13 protein-coding genes are annotated in these 16,733 nt (G+C 31.9%); all 13 read right to left on the minus strand.

The features are described from left to right. Positions 1–74: 74 nt before the first annotated feature. The 13 genes from dnaK to C7N41_RS05415 all read right to left on the minus strand — a co-directional run bounded on the left by dnaK (position 75) and on the right by C7N41_RS05415 (position 16,732). Positions 75–1,949, minus strand: coding sequence for a molecular chaperone DnaK (gene dnaK, locus C7N41_RS05355; RefSeq protein WP_105964687.1), 1,875 nt, complete (start codon positions 1,947–1,949; stop codon positions 75–77). 27 nt (positions 1,950–1,976) lie between these two features. After that, positions 1,977–2,546 (minus strand): nucleotide exchange factor GrpE, encoded by a 570-nt coding sequence (gene grpE, locus C7N41_RS05360; RefSeq protein ID WP_105964688.1) that lies wholly within the window; start codon positions 2,544–2,546, stop codon positions 1,977–1,979. A gap of 14 nt (positions 2,547–2,560) precedes the next feature. After that, positions 2,561–3,604, minus strand: coding sequence for a heat-inducible transcriptional repressor HrcA (gene hrcA, locus C7N41_RS05365; protein WP_105964689.1), 1,044 nt, complete (start codon positions 3,602–3,604; stop codon positions 2,561–2,563). 103 nt (positions 3,605–3,707) lie between these two features. Next, positions 3,708–4,652, minus strand: a complete 945-nt coding sequence (gene ribF / locus C7N41_RS05370) for a riboflavin biosynthesis protein RibF (protein WP_105964690.1) — start codon at positions 4,650–4,652, stop codon at positions 3,708–3,710. 15 nt (positions 4,653–4,667) lie between these two features. Next, on the minus strand, positions 4,668–5,582 hold the full coding sequence (gene truB / locus C7N41_RS05375) for a tRNA pseudouridine(55) synthase TruB (RefSeq protein ID WP_105964691.1): 915 nt from the start codon (positions 5,580–5,582) through the stop codon (positions 4,668–4,670). A gap of 86 nt (positions 5,583–5,668) precedes the next feature. Beyond that, positions 5,669–6,040: a 30S ribosome-binding factor RbfA gene (gene rbfA / locus C7N41_RS05380; protein WP_105964692.1), complete on the minus strand. Its 372-nt coding sequence runs from the start codon at positions 6,038–6,040 to the stop codon at positions 5,669–5,671. 13 nt (positions 6,041–6,053) lie between these two features. Next, on the minus strand, positions 6,054–8,309 hold the full coding sequence (gene infB, locus C7N41_RS05385) for a translation initiation factor IF-2 (RefSeq protein WP_105964693.1): 2,256 nt from the start codon (positions 8,307–8,309) through the stop codon (positions 6,054–6,056). A 4-nt stretch (positions 8,310–8,313) separates the two neighbouring features. Beyond that, the gene (locus C7N41_RS05390) at positions 8,314–8,631 is read right to left on the minus strand and encodes a L7Ae/L30e/S12e/Gadd45 family ribosomal protein (RefSeq protein WP_105964694.1); all 318 of its coding nucleotides are present in this window, start codon (positions 8,629–8,631) and stop codon (positions 8,314–8,316) included. Continuing rightward, on the minus strand, positions 8,621–8,920 hold the full coding sequence (gene rnpM / locus C7N41_RS05395) for an RNase P modulator RnpM (protein WP_105964695.1): 300 nt from the start codon (positions 8,918–8,920) through the stop codon (positions 8,621–8,623). The genes C7N41_RS05390 and rnpM overlap by 11 nt, the downstream gene beginning before the upstream one ends. Before the next feature lie 20 nt (positions 8,921–8,940). After that, positions 8,941–10,026 (minus strand): transcription termination factor NusA, encoded by a 1,086-nt coding sequence (gene nusA, locus C7N41_RS05400; RefSeq protein ID WP_105964696.1) that lies wholly within the window; start codon positions 10,024–10,026, stop codon positions 8,941–8,943. Positions 10,027–10,044: 18 nt separating this feature from the next. Continuing rightward, positions 10,045–10,518 carry a ribosome maturation factor RimP gene (gene rimP / locus C7N41_RS05405; RefSeq protein ID WP_105964697.1) on the minus strand — a complete coding sequence of 158 codons (474 nt, stop codon included), beginning with the start codon at positions 10,516–10,518 and terminating at the stop codon, positions 10,045–10,047. Between the two features lie 113 nt (positions 10,519–10,631). After that, positions 10,632–14,951: a PolC-type DNA polymerase III gene (locus C7N41_RS05410; protein WP_105964698.1), complete on the minus strand. Its 4,320-nt coding sequence runs from the start codon at positions 14,949–14,951 to the stop codon at positions 10,632–10,634. Between the two features lie 71 nt (positions 14,952–15,022). Next, positions 15,023–16,732, minus strand: a complete 1,710-nt coding sequence (locus C7N41_RS05415; RefSeq protein ID WP_105964699.1) for a proline--tRNA ligase — start codon at positions 16,730–16,732, stop codon at positions 15,023–15,025. Between the last annotated feature and the right edge of the window lies 1 nt (position 16,733).

Genomic DNA, 16,733 nt, shown 5'->3' on the forward strand with positions numbered 1-16,733 from the left:
AAAATTATTATATATTCAATAAAAAGCCAAAGCCCAACGAGTCAGACTTTGACTTTTCATTTAGTAATCAATGATTACTTATTGTTTTTGTCATCATCATTGTGAACTTCGTGGAAATCACCATTTACAGTGTCACCATCGTTGCCATTTTCTTTTGATGAGTCTTTACCATCAGCTTGACCATCTTTTGCTTGGCCTTGTTGATCGGCAGCTTGTTGTTGATATAACTTAGTAGCTAATTCTTGAACTTGTTTGCTTAATTCGTCTTTCTTAGCTTTCATATCGTCTAAGTTATTATCTTCTTTAGCCTTCTTCAATGCATCTTCTGCATCTTTGGCTTTCTTGATTTCATCTTCAGAAACCTTACCGTCAACTTCTTTCAAAGTCTTATCAGTTTGGAAAATTAGTTGATCTACTTCATTCTTTAGATCTACTTCTTCCTTACGTTTGTTATCGGCTTCTTCATTCTTCTTAGCTTCGTCCATCATCTTGTTAATTTCGTCATCTGATAGACCATTAGAATCCTTAATGGTAATCTTTTGTTCCTTACCAGTACCTTTATCCTTAGCAGAAACATTAACAATACCATTCTTATCAATATCAAATTTAACTTCGATTTGAGGGACACCACGAGGAGCTGCAGGAATATCAGTCAATTGGAAATTACCCAATGTCTTGTTATCAGCTGCCATTGGACGTTCACCTTGTAGTACATGAATATCAACAGCAGGTTGATTATCAGCAGCAGTTGAGAATACTTGTGATTTTGAAGTTGGAATTGTAGTATTTCTGTCAATTAACTTAGTGAATACTCCACCCATAGTTTCAATACCTAATGATAATGGGGTAACATCTAATAATACAACATCCTTAACATCACCGGTTAAGACACCACCTTGTACAGCAGCACCTAAAGCAACAGCTTCATCAGGGTTGATTGAATGGTTTGGTTCTTTACCAGTCCAGCTCTTAACAGCTTCTTGTACAGCTGGAATACGAGTTGAACCACCATTTAAGATAACTTCATCAATATCTGATGTACTTAAACCAGCATCTTTAAGAGCTTCGTCAAATGGTTTCTTAGTCTTATCAACTAAGTCAGAAGTTAATTCATTAAACTTAGATCTGCTTAGTTTAGTTTGTAGATGTAGTGGACCGTTTTCACCTGAAGCGATGAATGGCAAGCTAATTTCAGTTTCAGAAACACCTGATAAGTCTTTCTTAGCTTTTTCAGCAGCATCCTTCAAACGTTGTAATGCCATCTTATCATTTGATAAGTCAACACCATTTTCATCTTTAAATTGTGCAACTAAGTAATCCATAATCTTCTTATCAAAGTCATCCCCACCTAAGTGAGTATCACCATTAGTAGATAGAACTTGGAATACACCGTCACCTAATTCAAGAACGGAAACATCAAAAGTACCACCACCAAGGTCATAAACAAGAACTTTTTCATCTTTATCTTGTTTGTCTAGACCATAAGCTAATGAAGCAGCAGTTGGTTCATTAATAATACGTTTTACATCTAAACCAGCAATTTTACCAGCATCTTTAGTAGCTTGTCTTTGAGCATCATTAAAGTAAGCAGGAACAGTAATAACTGCTTCGCTAACAGTATCGCCTAAGTAATCTTCGGCGAATCCTTTAATGTATTGTAAGATCATTGCTGAAATTTGTTGTGGTGTATATTTCTTACCATCAACATCAACAGTGTATCCTTCTTCACCCATGTGACTCTTAATTGATGAGATAGTGTTAGGGTTAGTGATCATTTGACGCTTTGCAACTTCACCAATTTGTGTTTCGCCATCTTTAAATGCAACTACAGATGGTGTAGTACGTGATCCTTCTGGATTTGTAATGATTTTTGGTTCTTTACCTTCAAGAACAGCAACGGCTGAGTTAGTTGTTCCTAAATCAATTCCGATAATCTTATTACTTGCCATAATTATCTTTCCCCTTTTTATTTATTATTATTGTGCAACTACAACCATGCTTGGTCTAATTACTCGATCAGCTAGTTTGTAGCCCTTTTGTAAAACTTCTACAACTGTATCTGCAGGATGATTGTCATCTGCATCAACAGTTTGGACAGCTTGACAAAGTGTTGGATCAAACTTTTGCCCTTCAGCATCAATTTCCTCAATACCATTTTCAGACAAAGCCTTATTCATATGACTAAGAACTAATTCAACACCTTGTTTAAGTTGTTTTCCAGCATCATCAGTAACTTCAGTACTTAAAGCACGTTCTAAGTTATCAACTACTGGCAAAATACTTGTGGCCAATTTTTGACCATCATATTTATAAATATCAGCACGTTCACGTTTGAAACGAGTTTGCATATTTTGCATTTCGGCTTCTGCTCTCAAATATTGATCAGAAACTTCATCCACTTTTTGTTCAAGCTTTTCTATTTTAGCTTGATTAGCATCTTTCTTTTCCTTTTTTGCATCTTTTTTGGCAGCCTTAGCTTCCTTTTTGGATACATCTTTTTTAGGATCAGATTGCTTTAAGTCTTTCTTTTCGTCTTTATTTGACAAGTGAATACCTCCCTTTACTGATCATATTTATTATAATAGTTTAATAGTTTCTTTGATAATTCGTCTCGGAAGCTTTCTACTATTCCAATAATTCTTGAATATGGCATTCTAGTAGGACCTAATACAGCAACTACTCCTTTACCATATTCACCAACATCATAAGTCCCAGTAATAACACTATAGTCTTTTAATAAACTATTACTTATTTCAGGACCTATTTTCACTGAAATTGATTTCCCAGAATTATTTATAAATTGAGAAATATCATCAGTATCATTCAATAATGAGTATATTGGCTTTAGATAACTGATATCATTATTATCAGTAAAACTTAACAAATTCAATTCACCGCCGATATAGAATTGATTTTTAGAAGCTTCGGTTAATATATTATTAAGCGTAGCCAATATTCCTTTTGGATTATTGATATACTTAACAATTTCTTTAGTAAAATCACCTTTCAATAATGATTTTAAAATATCTGATAAAGATTTGCCAACCATTTTATCATTGATTAACCTTACAACGGCATCTAATTGTTCACCATTAATATCATCAGAAATATGAAAAATTTGATTAATAACGTCTTGACTATCAGTAATTAAAATTGCCATTACTTGTCTATTGCCAAGAGGAACTAAATGAAAGCTTCTTAATCTACGGCTTACTTGCTGCTCAGGTTTTAAAGCTAAAGCAGTATAATTTGTTAAATTCGATAAGATATTAGCAGATTGCTCAACGATCTCATCTATCTTTCCAAAATGACCACCTAATGCTGTTTTAATAATTCTAATATCACTATTATCAATAGGATTAGGATTAAGTAAATTATCGACATAATATCGATATCCTTCAATCGATGGAATTCTTCCAGAAGAAGAATGTGTTTTGGAAATTAAACCAACCTTTTCAAGATAAGCCATATCATTTCTTACGGTAGCTGAACTGACATGTATGGGTAGTTGATTCGATAATGCTTTGGAACCGACAGGTACACCAGATTTTGTATAATCACTAACGATTACTTCTAAAACGGTTTTTTGCCTTTCACTGAGCATATATCAATCACTCCTTTAATAGTTAGCACTCTTAGCAGTCTTATTAACTAAGTGCTAACTACAATATATAATTTAACAAAGCATCATATATAAGTCAAGAAAACTACCCTCGTTTTTTATTAAAAAAATCTCTAGTGAATTTTTCATCCATCGATAGCTGATTAATCAAGGTATCAACTCCATCAAATTTAACTTCACCACGGATTCGATATAACCAATCTATAGATACATTTTCTCCATAAATATTATGATCAAAATCTAAAATATTAATTTCAACTGTAATTGGGTTCTTATCTCCAAATGTAACATTTCTTCCAATTGATGCCATTCCATTATAAGTTTTATCACCGATGGTTATATTAACTACATAAATTCCAATACTTGGCAGCCATTGAAATTCGCTATGCTCAATATTAGCGGTGGGATATCCTAATTCTCTCCCCCTGGCTAATCCATGAACTACTAAACCAAGAGTTTTAAAAGGACGCCCCAAAAGATTATTTACAGTTTTAATATCTCCTTGATCGAGATTATGCCTAACAGCAGTAGAACTAATTTTTTTATCATTAAAACTACTTAAATCAACCGCACAGACATCAAAACGACCATCAGAGTATCCAATCATGTTCTTCATATCAGCATCTTTAGAACCATAAGTATGGTCCACACCGGCAACAACAGTGTCGACATTGAATCTTATTAAATAATTATTAACAAATTCTATTGGTGATTGATTTTGAAAATCGAAACTATAATTTACTAAGAATACTTTTTTTACACCAAGGTTTTTAAATAATTTCATTTTATAATCATTAAGAGTTATGCTTCTTCTTTCATGACTGCTAATTTGTTTATATACAATTGAAGGCTTGTGATCATAAGTAAGAATTGCTAAATCTAAGTTTTTCTTTATAGCAATCTCTTTTGCTTTTTCAATGACCTTTTGATGTCCTAAATGAATACCATCAAAATATCCCATAGCAAGTACACATTTATTATTGTTTTTAAAATTATTATCTATTGGATGGTGAATTTTAATAATTTCCATTAGAAAGTATCCTTTCTATTTATTACTAAACATTTTTTCTGGTTTAAATGCCTGTTTGTCTTTGCTGAAATAATATAAAGCTTTTATATCTTTTTTATAGGTAAGAACACATTTTTCATCATTAATATCTAATTCATCGGGACGTAACCATACACCATTTTGTACTAATTTCCACTGTGAATCTGACATTTCAACATGTTTGTATTGTAGTAAAGCATGATCAATAGAATACATCACACTATCAATATCATCTTTATGCATTGCATCTTCAACATCAGATAGTTTAACAGTTTGATCAATTGTAAAGTTACCACTTTTAATTCTAGTTAAATTAGACATTACAGCAGGCATTCCTATTTTTTTACCGAAATCAACTGCTAAAGTTCTAACATATGTTCCTTTACCACAACCAACTTCAAAATAAATAGTTTGTTCATGCTTTTTACTATCATAAAAACTATCTTTTATTTGTTTAAAATAGTTAATCTGAACATGATGCTCTGGTCTTTCTACTTTTTCATTATTTCTAGCATATTCATACAATCTTTTACCATTTACTTTAATAGCTGAATACATTGGTGGAATTTGAATTAAATCATCAGATACAAAACTATTTAGCAATTCATTTATTTTTTCATCTGATAACTGTTTTTTCAAAGATTTATGCTCAACAACATCGCCATCTAAATCTTCAGTGGTTGTTGAAAAGCCCAAAGTTATACTCCCACGATAAACTTTTCCTGATGACATTAAATAATCGACAACCTTAGTTCCCTTTCCTATACATATTGGTAAGACACCATCAACATTAGGATCTAGCGTACCGCTATGGCCTATTTTTTTCATTTTTAGTATGCCACGCATCTTCCTAATACAATCAAAACTTGTCATACCCTTTTCCTTAAATAAAGGAACAATTCCATTTAACATACTTTTTCTCCTAAAATATAATTATTAACTAAAATTATATCATAATGAAATTATACTAATAAATTGAAAAAACAAAAAAGGCAGATTCACATCTGCCTTTTTTGTTTATCTATCTGATTTTTTAATTTATTAATAAGTTGATCAATTTTACTTCCATATTGAATGGAACCATCTAATTTAAAAATTAATTCAGGTGTTCTATAAATACTCAAACGAGAACCCAGCTCACCTCTTATTAATGAAGTTGCCTTATCCAATCCTTTTTGTGTTTCATCTTCATCACTTTCTTGATCAGATAAAATACTGTAATAGATTGTTGCATGTTGCAAATCACCAGTTACATCTACACCAGTAATAGTAACTCCTTGAACACGAGGATCTCTTACTCTCTTTAACAAAATATCGTTAACTTCGCGTTGAATTTCTTGTTCCAATCTACCAACTCTATATTGTGCCATTAAAGTTCACCTCTTATTTAACAGGTATTTGTTCCATCTTGTAGGCTTCTACAACATCGCCTTCTTTGATGTCATTGTAGTTTTCAATTGTAAGTCCACATTCAAAACCTTGTTTAACTTCTTTAGTATCATCTTTGAAACGTTTCAAACTGTTTAATTCCCCATTATAAACAACAACATTATCACGAATCAAACGAATCTTACTATCACTTCTAACATAACCACTAGTTACCATACCACCGGCAATAGTACCAACTTTAGATGCTTTATATAGTTGTCTTACTTCAACTTCACCAGTAACAACTTCTTTATATTTAGGTGCTAACATACCCTTCATGGCTGATTCAACTTCGTCAATCGCATCATAAATAACTTGATGTAAACGAATGTCTACTTTATCAGTATCTGCTTGTTCTCTAGCTTGTGAAGTAGCACGTACATTAAATCCTAAAATAATAGCATTACTTGCTTCTGCTAAAGCAACATCACTTTCATTAATAGCTCCAACTGAACTATGAACAATGTTTACCTTAACACCTTCAACATCAATTTTTTGTAAACTAGATGCTAAGGCTTCAACTGAACCTTGAACATCAGCTTTAATAATAACATCGACTTCTTTCTTTTCGCCTTCTTTAATTGAATCGAATAGATTGTCTAATGTTACACTATTATTTTTCTTACGTTCTTCCATTTGAGCTTCTTTGGCTCTTTCTTCACCAGCTGCACGAGCAGTCTTTTCATCATCAAAGACAATGAAACGATCACCAGCTTCTGGAACATCATTTAAACCAGTAACCTCAATTGGAGTAGAAGGAGTAGCTTTATCTAAGTTCTTACCCTTTTCATTCATCATTGTTCTAACACGACCAAAAGTATCACCAACAACAATTGGATCTCCAACATGCATTGTTCCTTGTTGAACTAATAATGTTGCAACTGGTCCACGTCCACGATCCAAACGTGCTTCAATTACAGAACCAGCAGCATTTTGATCTGGATTAGCTTTTAATTCCATAACGTCTGATTCAAGTAAAATCATATCGATTAATTCGTCAACATTAGTTCCCATCTTAGCTGAAATTTCAACGAAGATAGTGTCACCACCCCAGTCTTCTGGGACTAAGCCATGACCAGTTAATTGTTCAATCACATGATTAGGATTTGCACCTGGCTTATCAATTTTATTAATAGCAACAATAATTGGTGTCTTAGCAGCTTTAGCATGATCAATTGCTTCAATTGTTTGTGGCATAACACCATCATCGGCTGCAACTACCAAGATTGTAATATCAGTAATATCAGCACCACGAGCACGCATAGCAGTAAAAGCAGCATGTCCTGGAGTATCTAAGAAAGTGATAGTTTTACCATCTTTCTTCAATTGATAAGCACCAATTGCTTGAGTAATTCCTCCTGCTTCACCAGCAGTAATATGTGAATTTCTCAAGTAATCTAATAAAGTAGTTTTACCATGATCAACGTGTCCCATAATAGTAACAACAGGCGCACGATCTTCTTGATGTTCCTTATTATTTTCTTCTTCTTCAAAGAACTTATCAAGATCTGATACATTAACAACTTCTTTTTCTTCTGCTTTAATACCATAATCAGCAGCCAAAAGTTCAATTGTATCTTTATCTAAGGATACGTTTTGGTTAACCATAATCCCTAGCATGAATAATTTTTTAACAATTTCAGCTGGTTCTCTATGAAGAGCCTTACCAATTTCTTGCGCATTCATTCCAGCATTGTAAACAAATGTTTCTGGTAATGGACGTTCCTTTCTTTCTGGTGCTTTGTTTTTCTTATTATTTTGTCTAATTCTTTGATTCTTGGTATACATTCCAGCGAATCTGTTATGACGATTATGACGCTTATTAAATTTTTTCTTGTTCTTTTTACCTTGCTTAAAATTATTATTAAAGTTTGATTTTTGATTATTGTTACTGTGATTATTGTTTACATGATTATTAGCATGATTACCATTATTATGGTTATTATTTACATGATCATTACTATGATTATTAGATTGTTGATGTTGATTTGAGTTGTTATTCATTGAATTATTATTGTGATGTCTTTCTGAAGGCTTTTTAGAATGATTAGTATTTTTACCAAATATATTTCTGATTACTTTTTCATCACTATCGCTTAAAGTAGACATATGGTTTTTTACATCCATACCCTTTGATCTGGCAGTATCTAAAATCTTCTTACTGGCTACTCTCATTTCTTTTGATAGTTCATAAATTCTCTTTTTACCCATACCATCACGTTCCTTTACAATTATTTGTCATTTCATTCAAACGTTTGGCAAATCCGGAATCTGAAATTCCAATAATTGTTCTCTTCATCCCTATTGCGTTACTTAGGTCATTTTTAACGAACATATTATTCACCGGAATACCATAATAGCTTGACTTATCCATAAACTTTTTATAACTTGCCTTACCTGCATCAGATGGAATAAATAGAAATTTTATTTTATTTTTTTTAATTGCATTTAATAAAATATCCTCTCCAGTTGTAACCTTACCTGCACGCTTAGCAAGTCCTATGAAATTTAAAATTTTCTCTTTATTTTTCATTTTTAAATAGTTCTTTTCTAGCTTGTTTATGATCAACATATTCGATTAATTCATCATAAAATGAGTCATCAAGATCAACAGAAAATACTTCATTAAAAGTTTTATTCTGTTTAGCTTTTTTAGCAACATCTACATTGATTGAAACGTAAGCACCTCTACCGGATTTCTTACCAGTTTCATCAATTGAAACATTTCCTTCTTTATCTCTTACAACTCTTATCAATTCTTTTTTTGGAGCCATTTCTCCGGTGACAATGTCTTTTCTCATCGGAATTTTTCTACGTTTCATCGAATTATCACTCCTTAAAATTAAAATTCTTCATCTGAAGAGTAATCATCAATTGTATCAGATGGATCTTTAGATACCTCTGATTCTGACTTGATATCAATTTTGTATCCAGTTAATTTAGCTGCTAAACGAGCATTTTGTCCTTTTTTACCAATAGCCAATGATAATTGATAATCAGGTACAATTACAGTACATGCATTTTCATTTTCTTCATCGAATACGACATCAACAACTTCTGAAGGATTTAAAGAATTGGAAATAAATTCAGCAGGATTATCTGTCCATTGAACAATGTCCATATTTTCTCCACCCAGTTCATTAACAATAGTCTGTACTCGTTGTCCTTTAGGTCCAACTGTAGTACCAACAGGGTCAATATCCTCATTAGTAGAACGAACAGCTACTTTAGCACGATCACCGGCTTCTCTAGCAATTGAAACAATTTCAACAGTTCCATCATAAATCTCAGGAACTTCTTCTTCAAACAATCTCTTCAATAATCCAGGTGCAGTACGGCTAACAAAAATTTGAGGACCCTTAGTAGCATCTTCAACCTTATTAACATAAACTTTAATACGGTCTTGAGGACGATATTCTTCATTTTGCATTTGATCATTACGAGGCATAACTGCTTCCACCTGACCTAAATCGATATATACAAAACGATTATCTTCTCTTTCAACTTCACCGGTCATTAGTTCATCTTGGTATTTACTATATTTATTATAAACAATAGTTCTTTCTGCTTCACGAACTCTTTGCATAATAACTTGTTTAGCAGTTTGAGCAGCAATTCTACCAAAGTTTTTAGGAGTAACTTCAAATCTAATATCATCACCTAATTCGTAACCACGATTAAGTTGTAGAGCATCAGATAAGCTGCATTCCAAACGATTATCCACAACATCTTCAACCACTTGTTTTACGGCGTAAACATGAACCTTACCCTTTTTATCATCAAATGAAACTTCAACGTTTTGTGCTTGATTGTAGTTACGTTTGTAAGCAGAAGTTAAAGCCGCTTCCAAAGCATCAATAATCGTTTCTTTTGCAATTCCTTTATCGTTTTCTAAAGCGTCTAAAGCGCCTAAGAGTTCTTTACTCATGTTAATTTTCTCCCTTAATTAAAATTTAATTGCTAATCTAGCTTTAGCAATAGATTTTTTAGGAATCGATAAATCTTTAAATCGACCCTTCATATTAATGTTAATAACTAAATCATCGTCGTTATATTCTTTTAAAGTACCTTCATAAATCTTATTTCCATCAATTGGTGCATAAAGAGAAACATGAATATATTCACCAATTGCATTTTCAAAATCAGAAGGTTTCTTTAGAGGTCTTTCTGCTCCTGGAGAGGAAACTTCAAGAAAATATGCTTGTGGGATTGGATCTGGTTCAATGGAATCTAGTTTTTCACTTAGTTCATCAGATACAAGTGCACAATCTTCAATATTAATTCCATTTTTCTTATCAATATATACTCTTAAATACCAACTTTTACTTTCTTTAACGAATTCAATGTCATATAAATAAAAGTCATGCTCAGCAAGAATTGGATTTACTAAATTCTCAACTGTCTCTGTAATTTCACTCAATGAAACGCCTCCTAAAAAAACCAATAAAAAGAGCGAGCATTTCTGCTCACTCCCTTCCATGGATACTAATCAAATTTCATAATACCACACATACATATATAATTCAATTTTAACTACATCATGTCAAATAAACTTAATTGGTTTTCATCAGGTAAATCATCAATAACATGATTATCAGTCATAAATTCGATTATCTTTTTAGAAACTTTTCCTCGCTTAGATAAATCTTCTTTAGAAATAAATGGTTTATCAGCCCTAGCAGCAACAATTTGTTTTGCAACATTTAATCCCAGACTAGGAATAGCTCTAAATGGTGCAATTAATTTTTTACCATCTATTAACCATTTTTCAGCATCAGACTTTTCTAAGTTAACCATTTCAAAATCAAAACCACGTTCTACCATTTCATTAGATAATTCCAAAACTGTTAGTAAATTTTTGTCTTTGGATGATGCATCATTACCTTGATCATTAATTTCCTTCATTTTATTTTTTATTGCTTCTTTCCCATTGCACATAGATACTAAATCAAAGTCATCAGCACGAACTGAGAAATATGCACAATAATATACTAAAGGAAAATAAACTTTAAAGTATGCAACACGTAAAGCCATTAGAACATAAGCAGCAGCATGCGCACGTGGGAACATATACTTAATTTTTAAGCAAGAATCAATATACCACTGTGGAATATTGGCTTCATGCATTTGTTTTTGCCATTCATCTGGAATTCCTCGACCATGACGAACAGATTCCATGATTTGGAAGGATGTTTCTGAATCCAGTCCCCAATTAATTAAATCAGTCATAATGTTATCACGACACCCAATAACATTGGCAATGGTAGCTTTACCGTCCCTAATTAGTTCATCAGCATTTCCTAACCAAACATCAGTTCCATGTGATAATCCTGAAATTTGTAATAACTGTGAATAATTATTAGGTTTAGTTTGTTCTAACATTCCTCTAACAAATTTGGTCCCAAATTCTGGAACACCAAGAGTCCCAGTTTTAGATTGTATCTGTTCAGGAGTAACTCCGATTGTATCAGTACCAGAAAATAGTCCCATAACTCCAGGATCATCCATTGGTATAGATTGAGGATCAACTCCTGATAAATCTTGGAGTGTTCTAATCATAGTTGGATCATCATGTCCCAAAACATCCATCTTTAAAATGTTGTCATGAATTGAGTGGAAATCAAAGTGAGTAGTTTCCCATGCTGCATTTTGATCATCAGCAGGATATTGAATTGGAGTGAAATCAAAAATATCCATATCATCTGGAACAATAATAATACCAGCTGGATGTTGTCCAGTAGTTCGCTTAACACCAGTATCACCTTTAGCTAAACGATCAATTTCAGCACCTCTAATTACCTGTTCTGTATCACGCTCATATGCTTTAACGAATCCATAAGCAGTTTTATCAGCAACTGTTCCAATCGTTCCAGCACGATAAACATTTTTTTCACCGAAAAGCACTTTTAAATAATTATGAGCAATTGGTTGATAATCTCCAGAGAAATTTAAATCAATATCAGGAACCTTATTTCCTTTGAATCCTAAGAAAGTTTCAAAAGGAATATTATGTCCATCCCCAACCATTAAAGTTCCACAATTAGGACATTCTTTATGTGGCAAATCATAACCAGAACCATATTCACCTTTAGTAAAGAAATGAGAATATTTGCATTTAGGACAACGATAATGTGGTGGTAAAGGATTAACTTCAGTTATTCCTGCCATGGTAGCAACTAAACTAGATCCTACAGAACCACGAGAACCTACTAAGTAACCATCCTTATTACTTTTAGATACTAATCGTTTAGCAATTAGATAAATAACGGAAAATCCATTTCCAATGATACTTTTTAATTCTCGATCCAAACGCTTTTGAATTATTTCAGGTAACGGATTGCCATACAATTCGTGAGCTTTGTCCATTGTACTATTCTTAATTTCATCTTCAGCACCATTCATGTGTGGTGTATACAATTTATCAAGAACTGGATGAATATCATCATCAATCATATCAGCAATTTTGTTGGAGTTTTCAACTACAATCTTATTATCCAAATCTTCGCCTAAGAATTTAAAATTATCTAACATTTCGTTAGTTGTAAGGAAGTGTACATCTGGTAATTCTTGACGATTTAATGGATTAGCTCCACCTTGAGAATTAATTAATATTTTTCGATAAATATAATCATGTGGATCTAAATAATGAACATCACCAGTAGCAACAACTGGCTTTTCTAGTTCTTGACCAGTTTCAACCATATTAGAAATAATTTCTTCTAGATGATTTTCATCATGAATTAATTGTGAATCAATTAATGGTTGATAAGCTGCTTTTGGCTGTACCTCTAAATAATCATAAAATTTCGCCTTTTCAGTAGCTTCTTGTTTACCTTTTTGCATCATTGAAGTAAATACTTCACCACTAGAACAAGCTGAACCAACCAAAATTTCTTCTCTGTATTTTTCTAACACACTTCTAGGAATTCTAGGTACTCGATAAAAATATTTAACATTAGATAAAGAAATTAGCTTAAACATATTTTTTAGTCCAGCTTGAGTTTTAGCTAGTAAAATTGCATGAAATGGGCGAGCATGCTTATATGCATCATGTTCACTCATATGAGCATTAAACTCATTTACTTTTGTGATGCCATATTTATCTTCAGCCTCTTTAACAAAAATATAATTTAAATGGCCTGTACTTTCAGCATCATAGACCGCTCTATGATGGTGTTCAAGAGAGACATCAAACTTCTTAGCTAAAGTGTTTAAGCGATAACTTTTAAAATTAGGATATAAAAAACGTGCTAAAGGTAACGTATCAATAATAGGATTTTGAATTTTTTCCATACCATATCGAGCGTAGCCAACATTCATAAAACCAACATCAAATGTAACATTATGACCAACAACAATTGCGTCACCACAAAAATCTCTAAATAGTTTGAAAACTTCTTCTTCGGATTTAGATCCCTGGACCATTTCATCAGTAATAGAAGTTAACTGTGTTGTAAAGTCAGATAAATGAAAGCCGGGATCAATAAATTCTTCAAATTGATCAATTACATTATCGTGTTGCATTTTAACAGCTGAAACTTCAATTACATTATCATAAATAGCAGATAAACCTGTCGTTTCAATATCAAATACTACATATGTTGCATCATATAATTCTCGATCATCAGCATTAAAAGTAATTGGAACTCCATCGTCTACAACGTTAGCCTCAACCCCATAAATCATTTTCATATCATTCTTTTTGGCAGCTGTATATGCAAAAGGAAAGCCCTGAACAGCAGCATGATCTGTGATTGCTATTGCTGATTGTCCCCATTTTTTAGCTCTTGAAACAAAATCACCAATACTATTAGTTGCATCCATTTGACTCATTTGAGTGTGTAGATGCAGTTCAACACGTTTCTTTTCAGCAGTATCTTTTCGTTCCTCATGCTTCAAAGGATTAATATCATAAGCATTTAGGGTCAATTCATGAGTATAATTATCCTCTTGTACTCCACCACGTGCTTTAATCCAATCGCCTTCTTGAATAGCAGCAAATTGGTTTTCGTCATCTTCATTATTAGAGAATTTTTTAATTTCAATAGAAGAAGAATAATCCGTAACTTTTAAAATCATTAACTGACGGCCAGAACGTAAAGATCTAATTTCCTTATCGAAGATATGTCCATTGATAATTACTAATCTTTCTTCTTGAACAATATCACTCATTTTAGTAATTTCAGCATCATCTTTAATTGGTCTGCCAATCATTACTTTACCTTTAGGCACAGCTTTATTACTATTTTTTTGTCTTTTAGCAGTTGATTCTTTAATTGCTTTCACTGCTTTTTGTGCTAATTGGGCATCACGTTTTTCTTTTTGAATTTGAAAGTCTTTGATTTTTTCTTGTGAAGCACTTTCATCAACATAAACGTGAATATTAAATTTAGGAAAACCAAGTCTTTGATAAGTTTCTTCAATTGGTGCCAAAGCTTTGCTAACCAAAAAGTTTTTTACAATTTCATTTTCAGCAACATATTCAACTCTTTGATTATTTAATTTTAAATCATTATGTTTCAGTAATTCTTGTTTTAAGGATTCTGAAATATTAGTATTCTTAACTACCCAATTCCAATATTTCCCTAAAATATTATTATCAAATTCATTATTTTGTGTCGATATGTTTACAGAAGAATGAGCAATCTCATCAAAGGTTGCATGAAATCGATTATAAAAATCAACAAAAGCTTCATAGGGTAAAATATGGGGTAAATTTAAGAAAAATTCCCAACTTTTTGATTTTTTATGAATTTCAATTTGCTCAATTCGACCATTTTTAAAATAAGACTCATCCCCATTTAATTGGAGTTGATTTATTAATTTTAAAAATAGTTTTTCTTTATCTAACAAAGATTAAACCTCCAATATTATAAAAGATGAAAAAAGACCAGTTATATATTTTAAACTGATCTTTAATCTAACTATTTCAAATCTTTAAACAGAATTTGAACAGTATTAACAACTTCTTCTTTTTTAACTTCGATAGTTTCACCAGTTTTTCTGATTTTAATTTCAACTATTCCATCAGTAGCTTTTTTACCTACAGTAATTCTTATAGGAATACCAATTAAATCAGAGTCGGCAAATTTAACACCTGCTCGTTCTTTTCTATCATCGGTTAATACTTCATATCCATTATCCAATAATCCTTTTTCGATTTCATTGGATACTTTAACTTGATCATCTTTTTTAACATTAACAGGAATCAAGTGAATATCAAATGGAGCAATATTTTTAGGCCAAATTAATCCATTATCATCAGATTGTTGTTCAGCAACTGCTGTTAATAGTCTACTAATACCGATTCCATATGATCCCATAACAACTGGCTTTTGACGACCATTTTCATCTAATACATTAGCACCTAAAGCCTTTGAATATCTAGTTCCTAATTTAAAAATATGGGCAATTTCAATTCCACGAGTAAATTTTAATACTCCAGAACCATCAGGAGAGATTTCTCCTTCTTTAACGGTTCTTAAGTCGTTATAAGAAACATTTTCAAAATCTCTGTTTGGATTTACATTAGCAAAATAATTGCCATCTTCATTAGAGCCAACATAAACATTATGCATATTTTTAATATTATTATCAGCTAAAACAATAATATCGTCTTTTAGATTAAATGGACCAACATAATTAATGTTAGTACCCATATATTCTTTAATTTGTTCTTCATTAGCCAATGACAATTGAGAACCATCAAAATAATTTTTAACTTTAACATCATTAATTTCATCATTACCGCGAACCATCACTAGTACTGGTTTTGAATCAATCATAAATAAAACACTCTTAATGACATTTTCTTTATCAGTATCAAACAATTTAGCAACATCTGAAATATTCTTAATATTTGGAGTAGAGACTTTGGTGATATCTTGTAATTCAGGATGACTTTGACCTGGTTCTAACATACTTTTAGCCATTTCTAAGTTAGCAGCATAATCACTATCATCTGAATAAACAATTGTATCTTCACCAACAGCAGCAGGAGCAGAAAATTCAATAGAATCTGATCCACCCATAGCTCCACCATCACCAATAATAGTTCTGTAACTTAAACCTATTTGATTAAAAATTGAACGATAGGCATTTTCCATATTATTATATATTTTATCTAAGTCTGTATCGTTAATAGAAAATGAATATCCATCTTCCATAATAAATTCACGACCACGTAATAATCCATAACGAGGACGATTTTCATCACGATATTTAGGTTGAATTTGATATAAAATTAGAGGTAATTTTTTATACGATTTTATAGAATCTCTAATTAAACTTGTAAATGTTTCCTCATGAGTTGGTCCTAAAATAAAATCTGTATCATGTCGATTCTTTAACTTAAACAACTCAGGACCATATGTTTCTAAACGTCCTGATTCTTCCCATAATTTTGCTGGTAAAACTGCAGGCATTAATGTTTCGTTTGCATCAATACCATTCATTTCTTTTCTAACTATATTTTCAATTTTAGAAATAACACGATATGCCAATGGTAAGTAAGCATACATTCCTGCTGAAACTTGTTTAATATATCCAGCTCTTAGCATTAATTTATGGCTTAATGCTTCAGCCCCTTTTGGAGCTTCTTTTAAGGTAGGGATTAACATTTTAGACTGTTTCATA

The sequence above is a fragment of the Apilactobacillus micheneri genome (assembly GCF_002993975.1).
GTDB lineage: Bacteria > Bacillota > Bacilli > Lactobacillales > Lactobacillaceae > Apilactobacillus > Apilactobacillus micheneri.

Excerpts from the sequence above, each read along its gene's own strand:
- dnaK (WP_105964687.1), bottom strand. The coding sequence starts at position 1,949 with ATGGCAAGTAATAAGATTATCGGAATTGATTTAGGAACAACTAACTCA.
- hrcA (WP_105964689.1), bottom strand. The coding sequence starts at position 3,604 with ATGCTCAGTGAAAGGCAAAAAACCGTTTTAGAAGTAATCGTTAGTGAT.
- ribF (WP_105964690.1), bottom strand. The coding sequence starts at position 4,652 with ATGGAAATTATTAAAATTCACCATCCAATAGATAATAATTTTAAAAAC.
- truB (WP_105964691.1), bottom strand. The coding sequence starts at position 5,582 with ATGTTAAATGGAATTGTTCCTTTATTTAAGGAAAAGGGTATGACAAGT.
- rbfA (WP_105964692.1), bottom strand. The coding sequence starts at position 6,040 with ATGGCACAATATAGAGTTGGTAGATTGGAACAAGAAATTCAACGCGAA.
- infB (WP_105964693.1), bottom strand. The coding sequence starts at position 8,309 with ATGGGTAAAAAGAGAATTTATGAACTATCAAAAGAAATGAGAGTAGCC.
- C7N41_RS05390 (WP_105964694.1), bottom strand. The coding sequence starts at position 8,631 with ATGAAAAATAAAGAGAAAATTTTAAATTTCATAGGACTTGCTAAGCGT.
- rnpM (WP_105964695.1), bottom strand. The coding sequence starts at position 8,920 with ATGAAACGTAGAAAAATTCCGATGAGAAAAGACATTGTCACCGGAGAA.
- nusA (WP_105964696.1), bottom strand. The coding sequence starts at position 10,026 with ATGAGTAAAGAACTCTTAGGCGCTTTAGACGCTTTAGAAAACGATAAA.
- C7N41_RS05415 (WP_105964699.1), bottom strand. The coding sequence starts at position 16,732 with ATGAAACAGTCTAAAATGTTAATCCCTACCTTAAAAGAAGCTCCAAAA.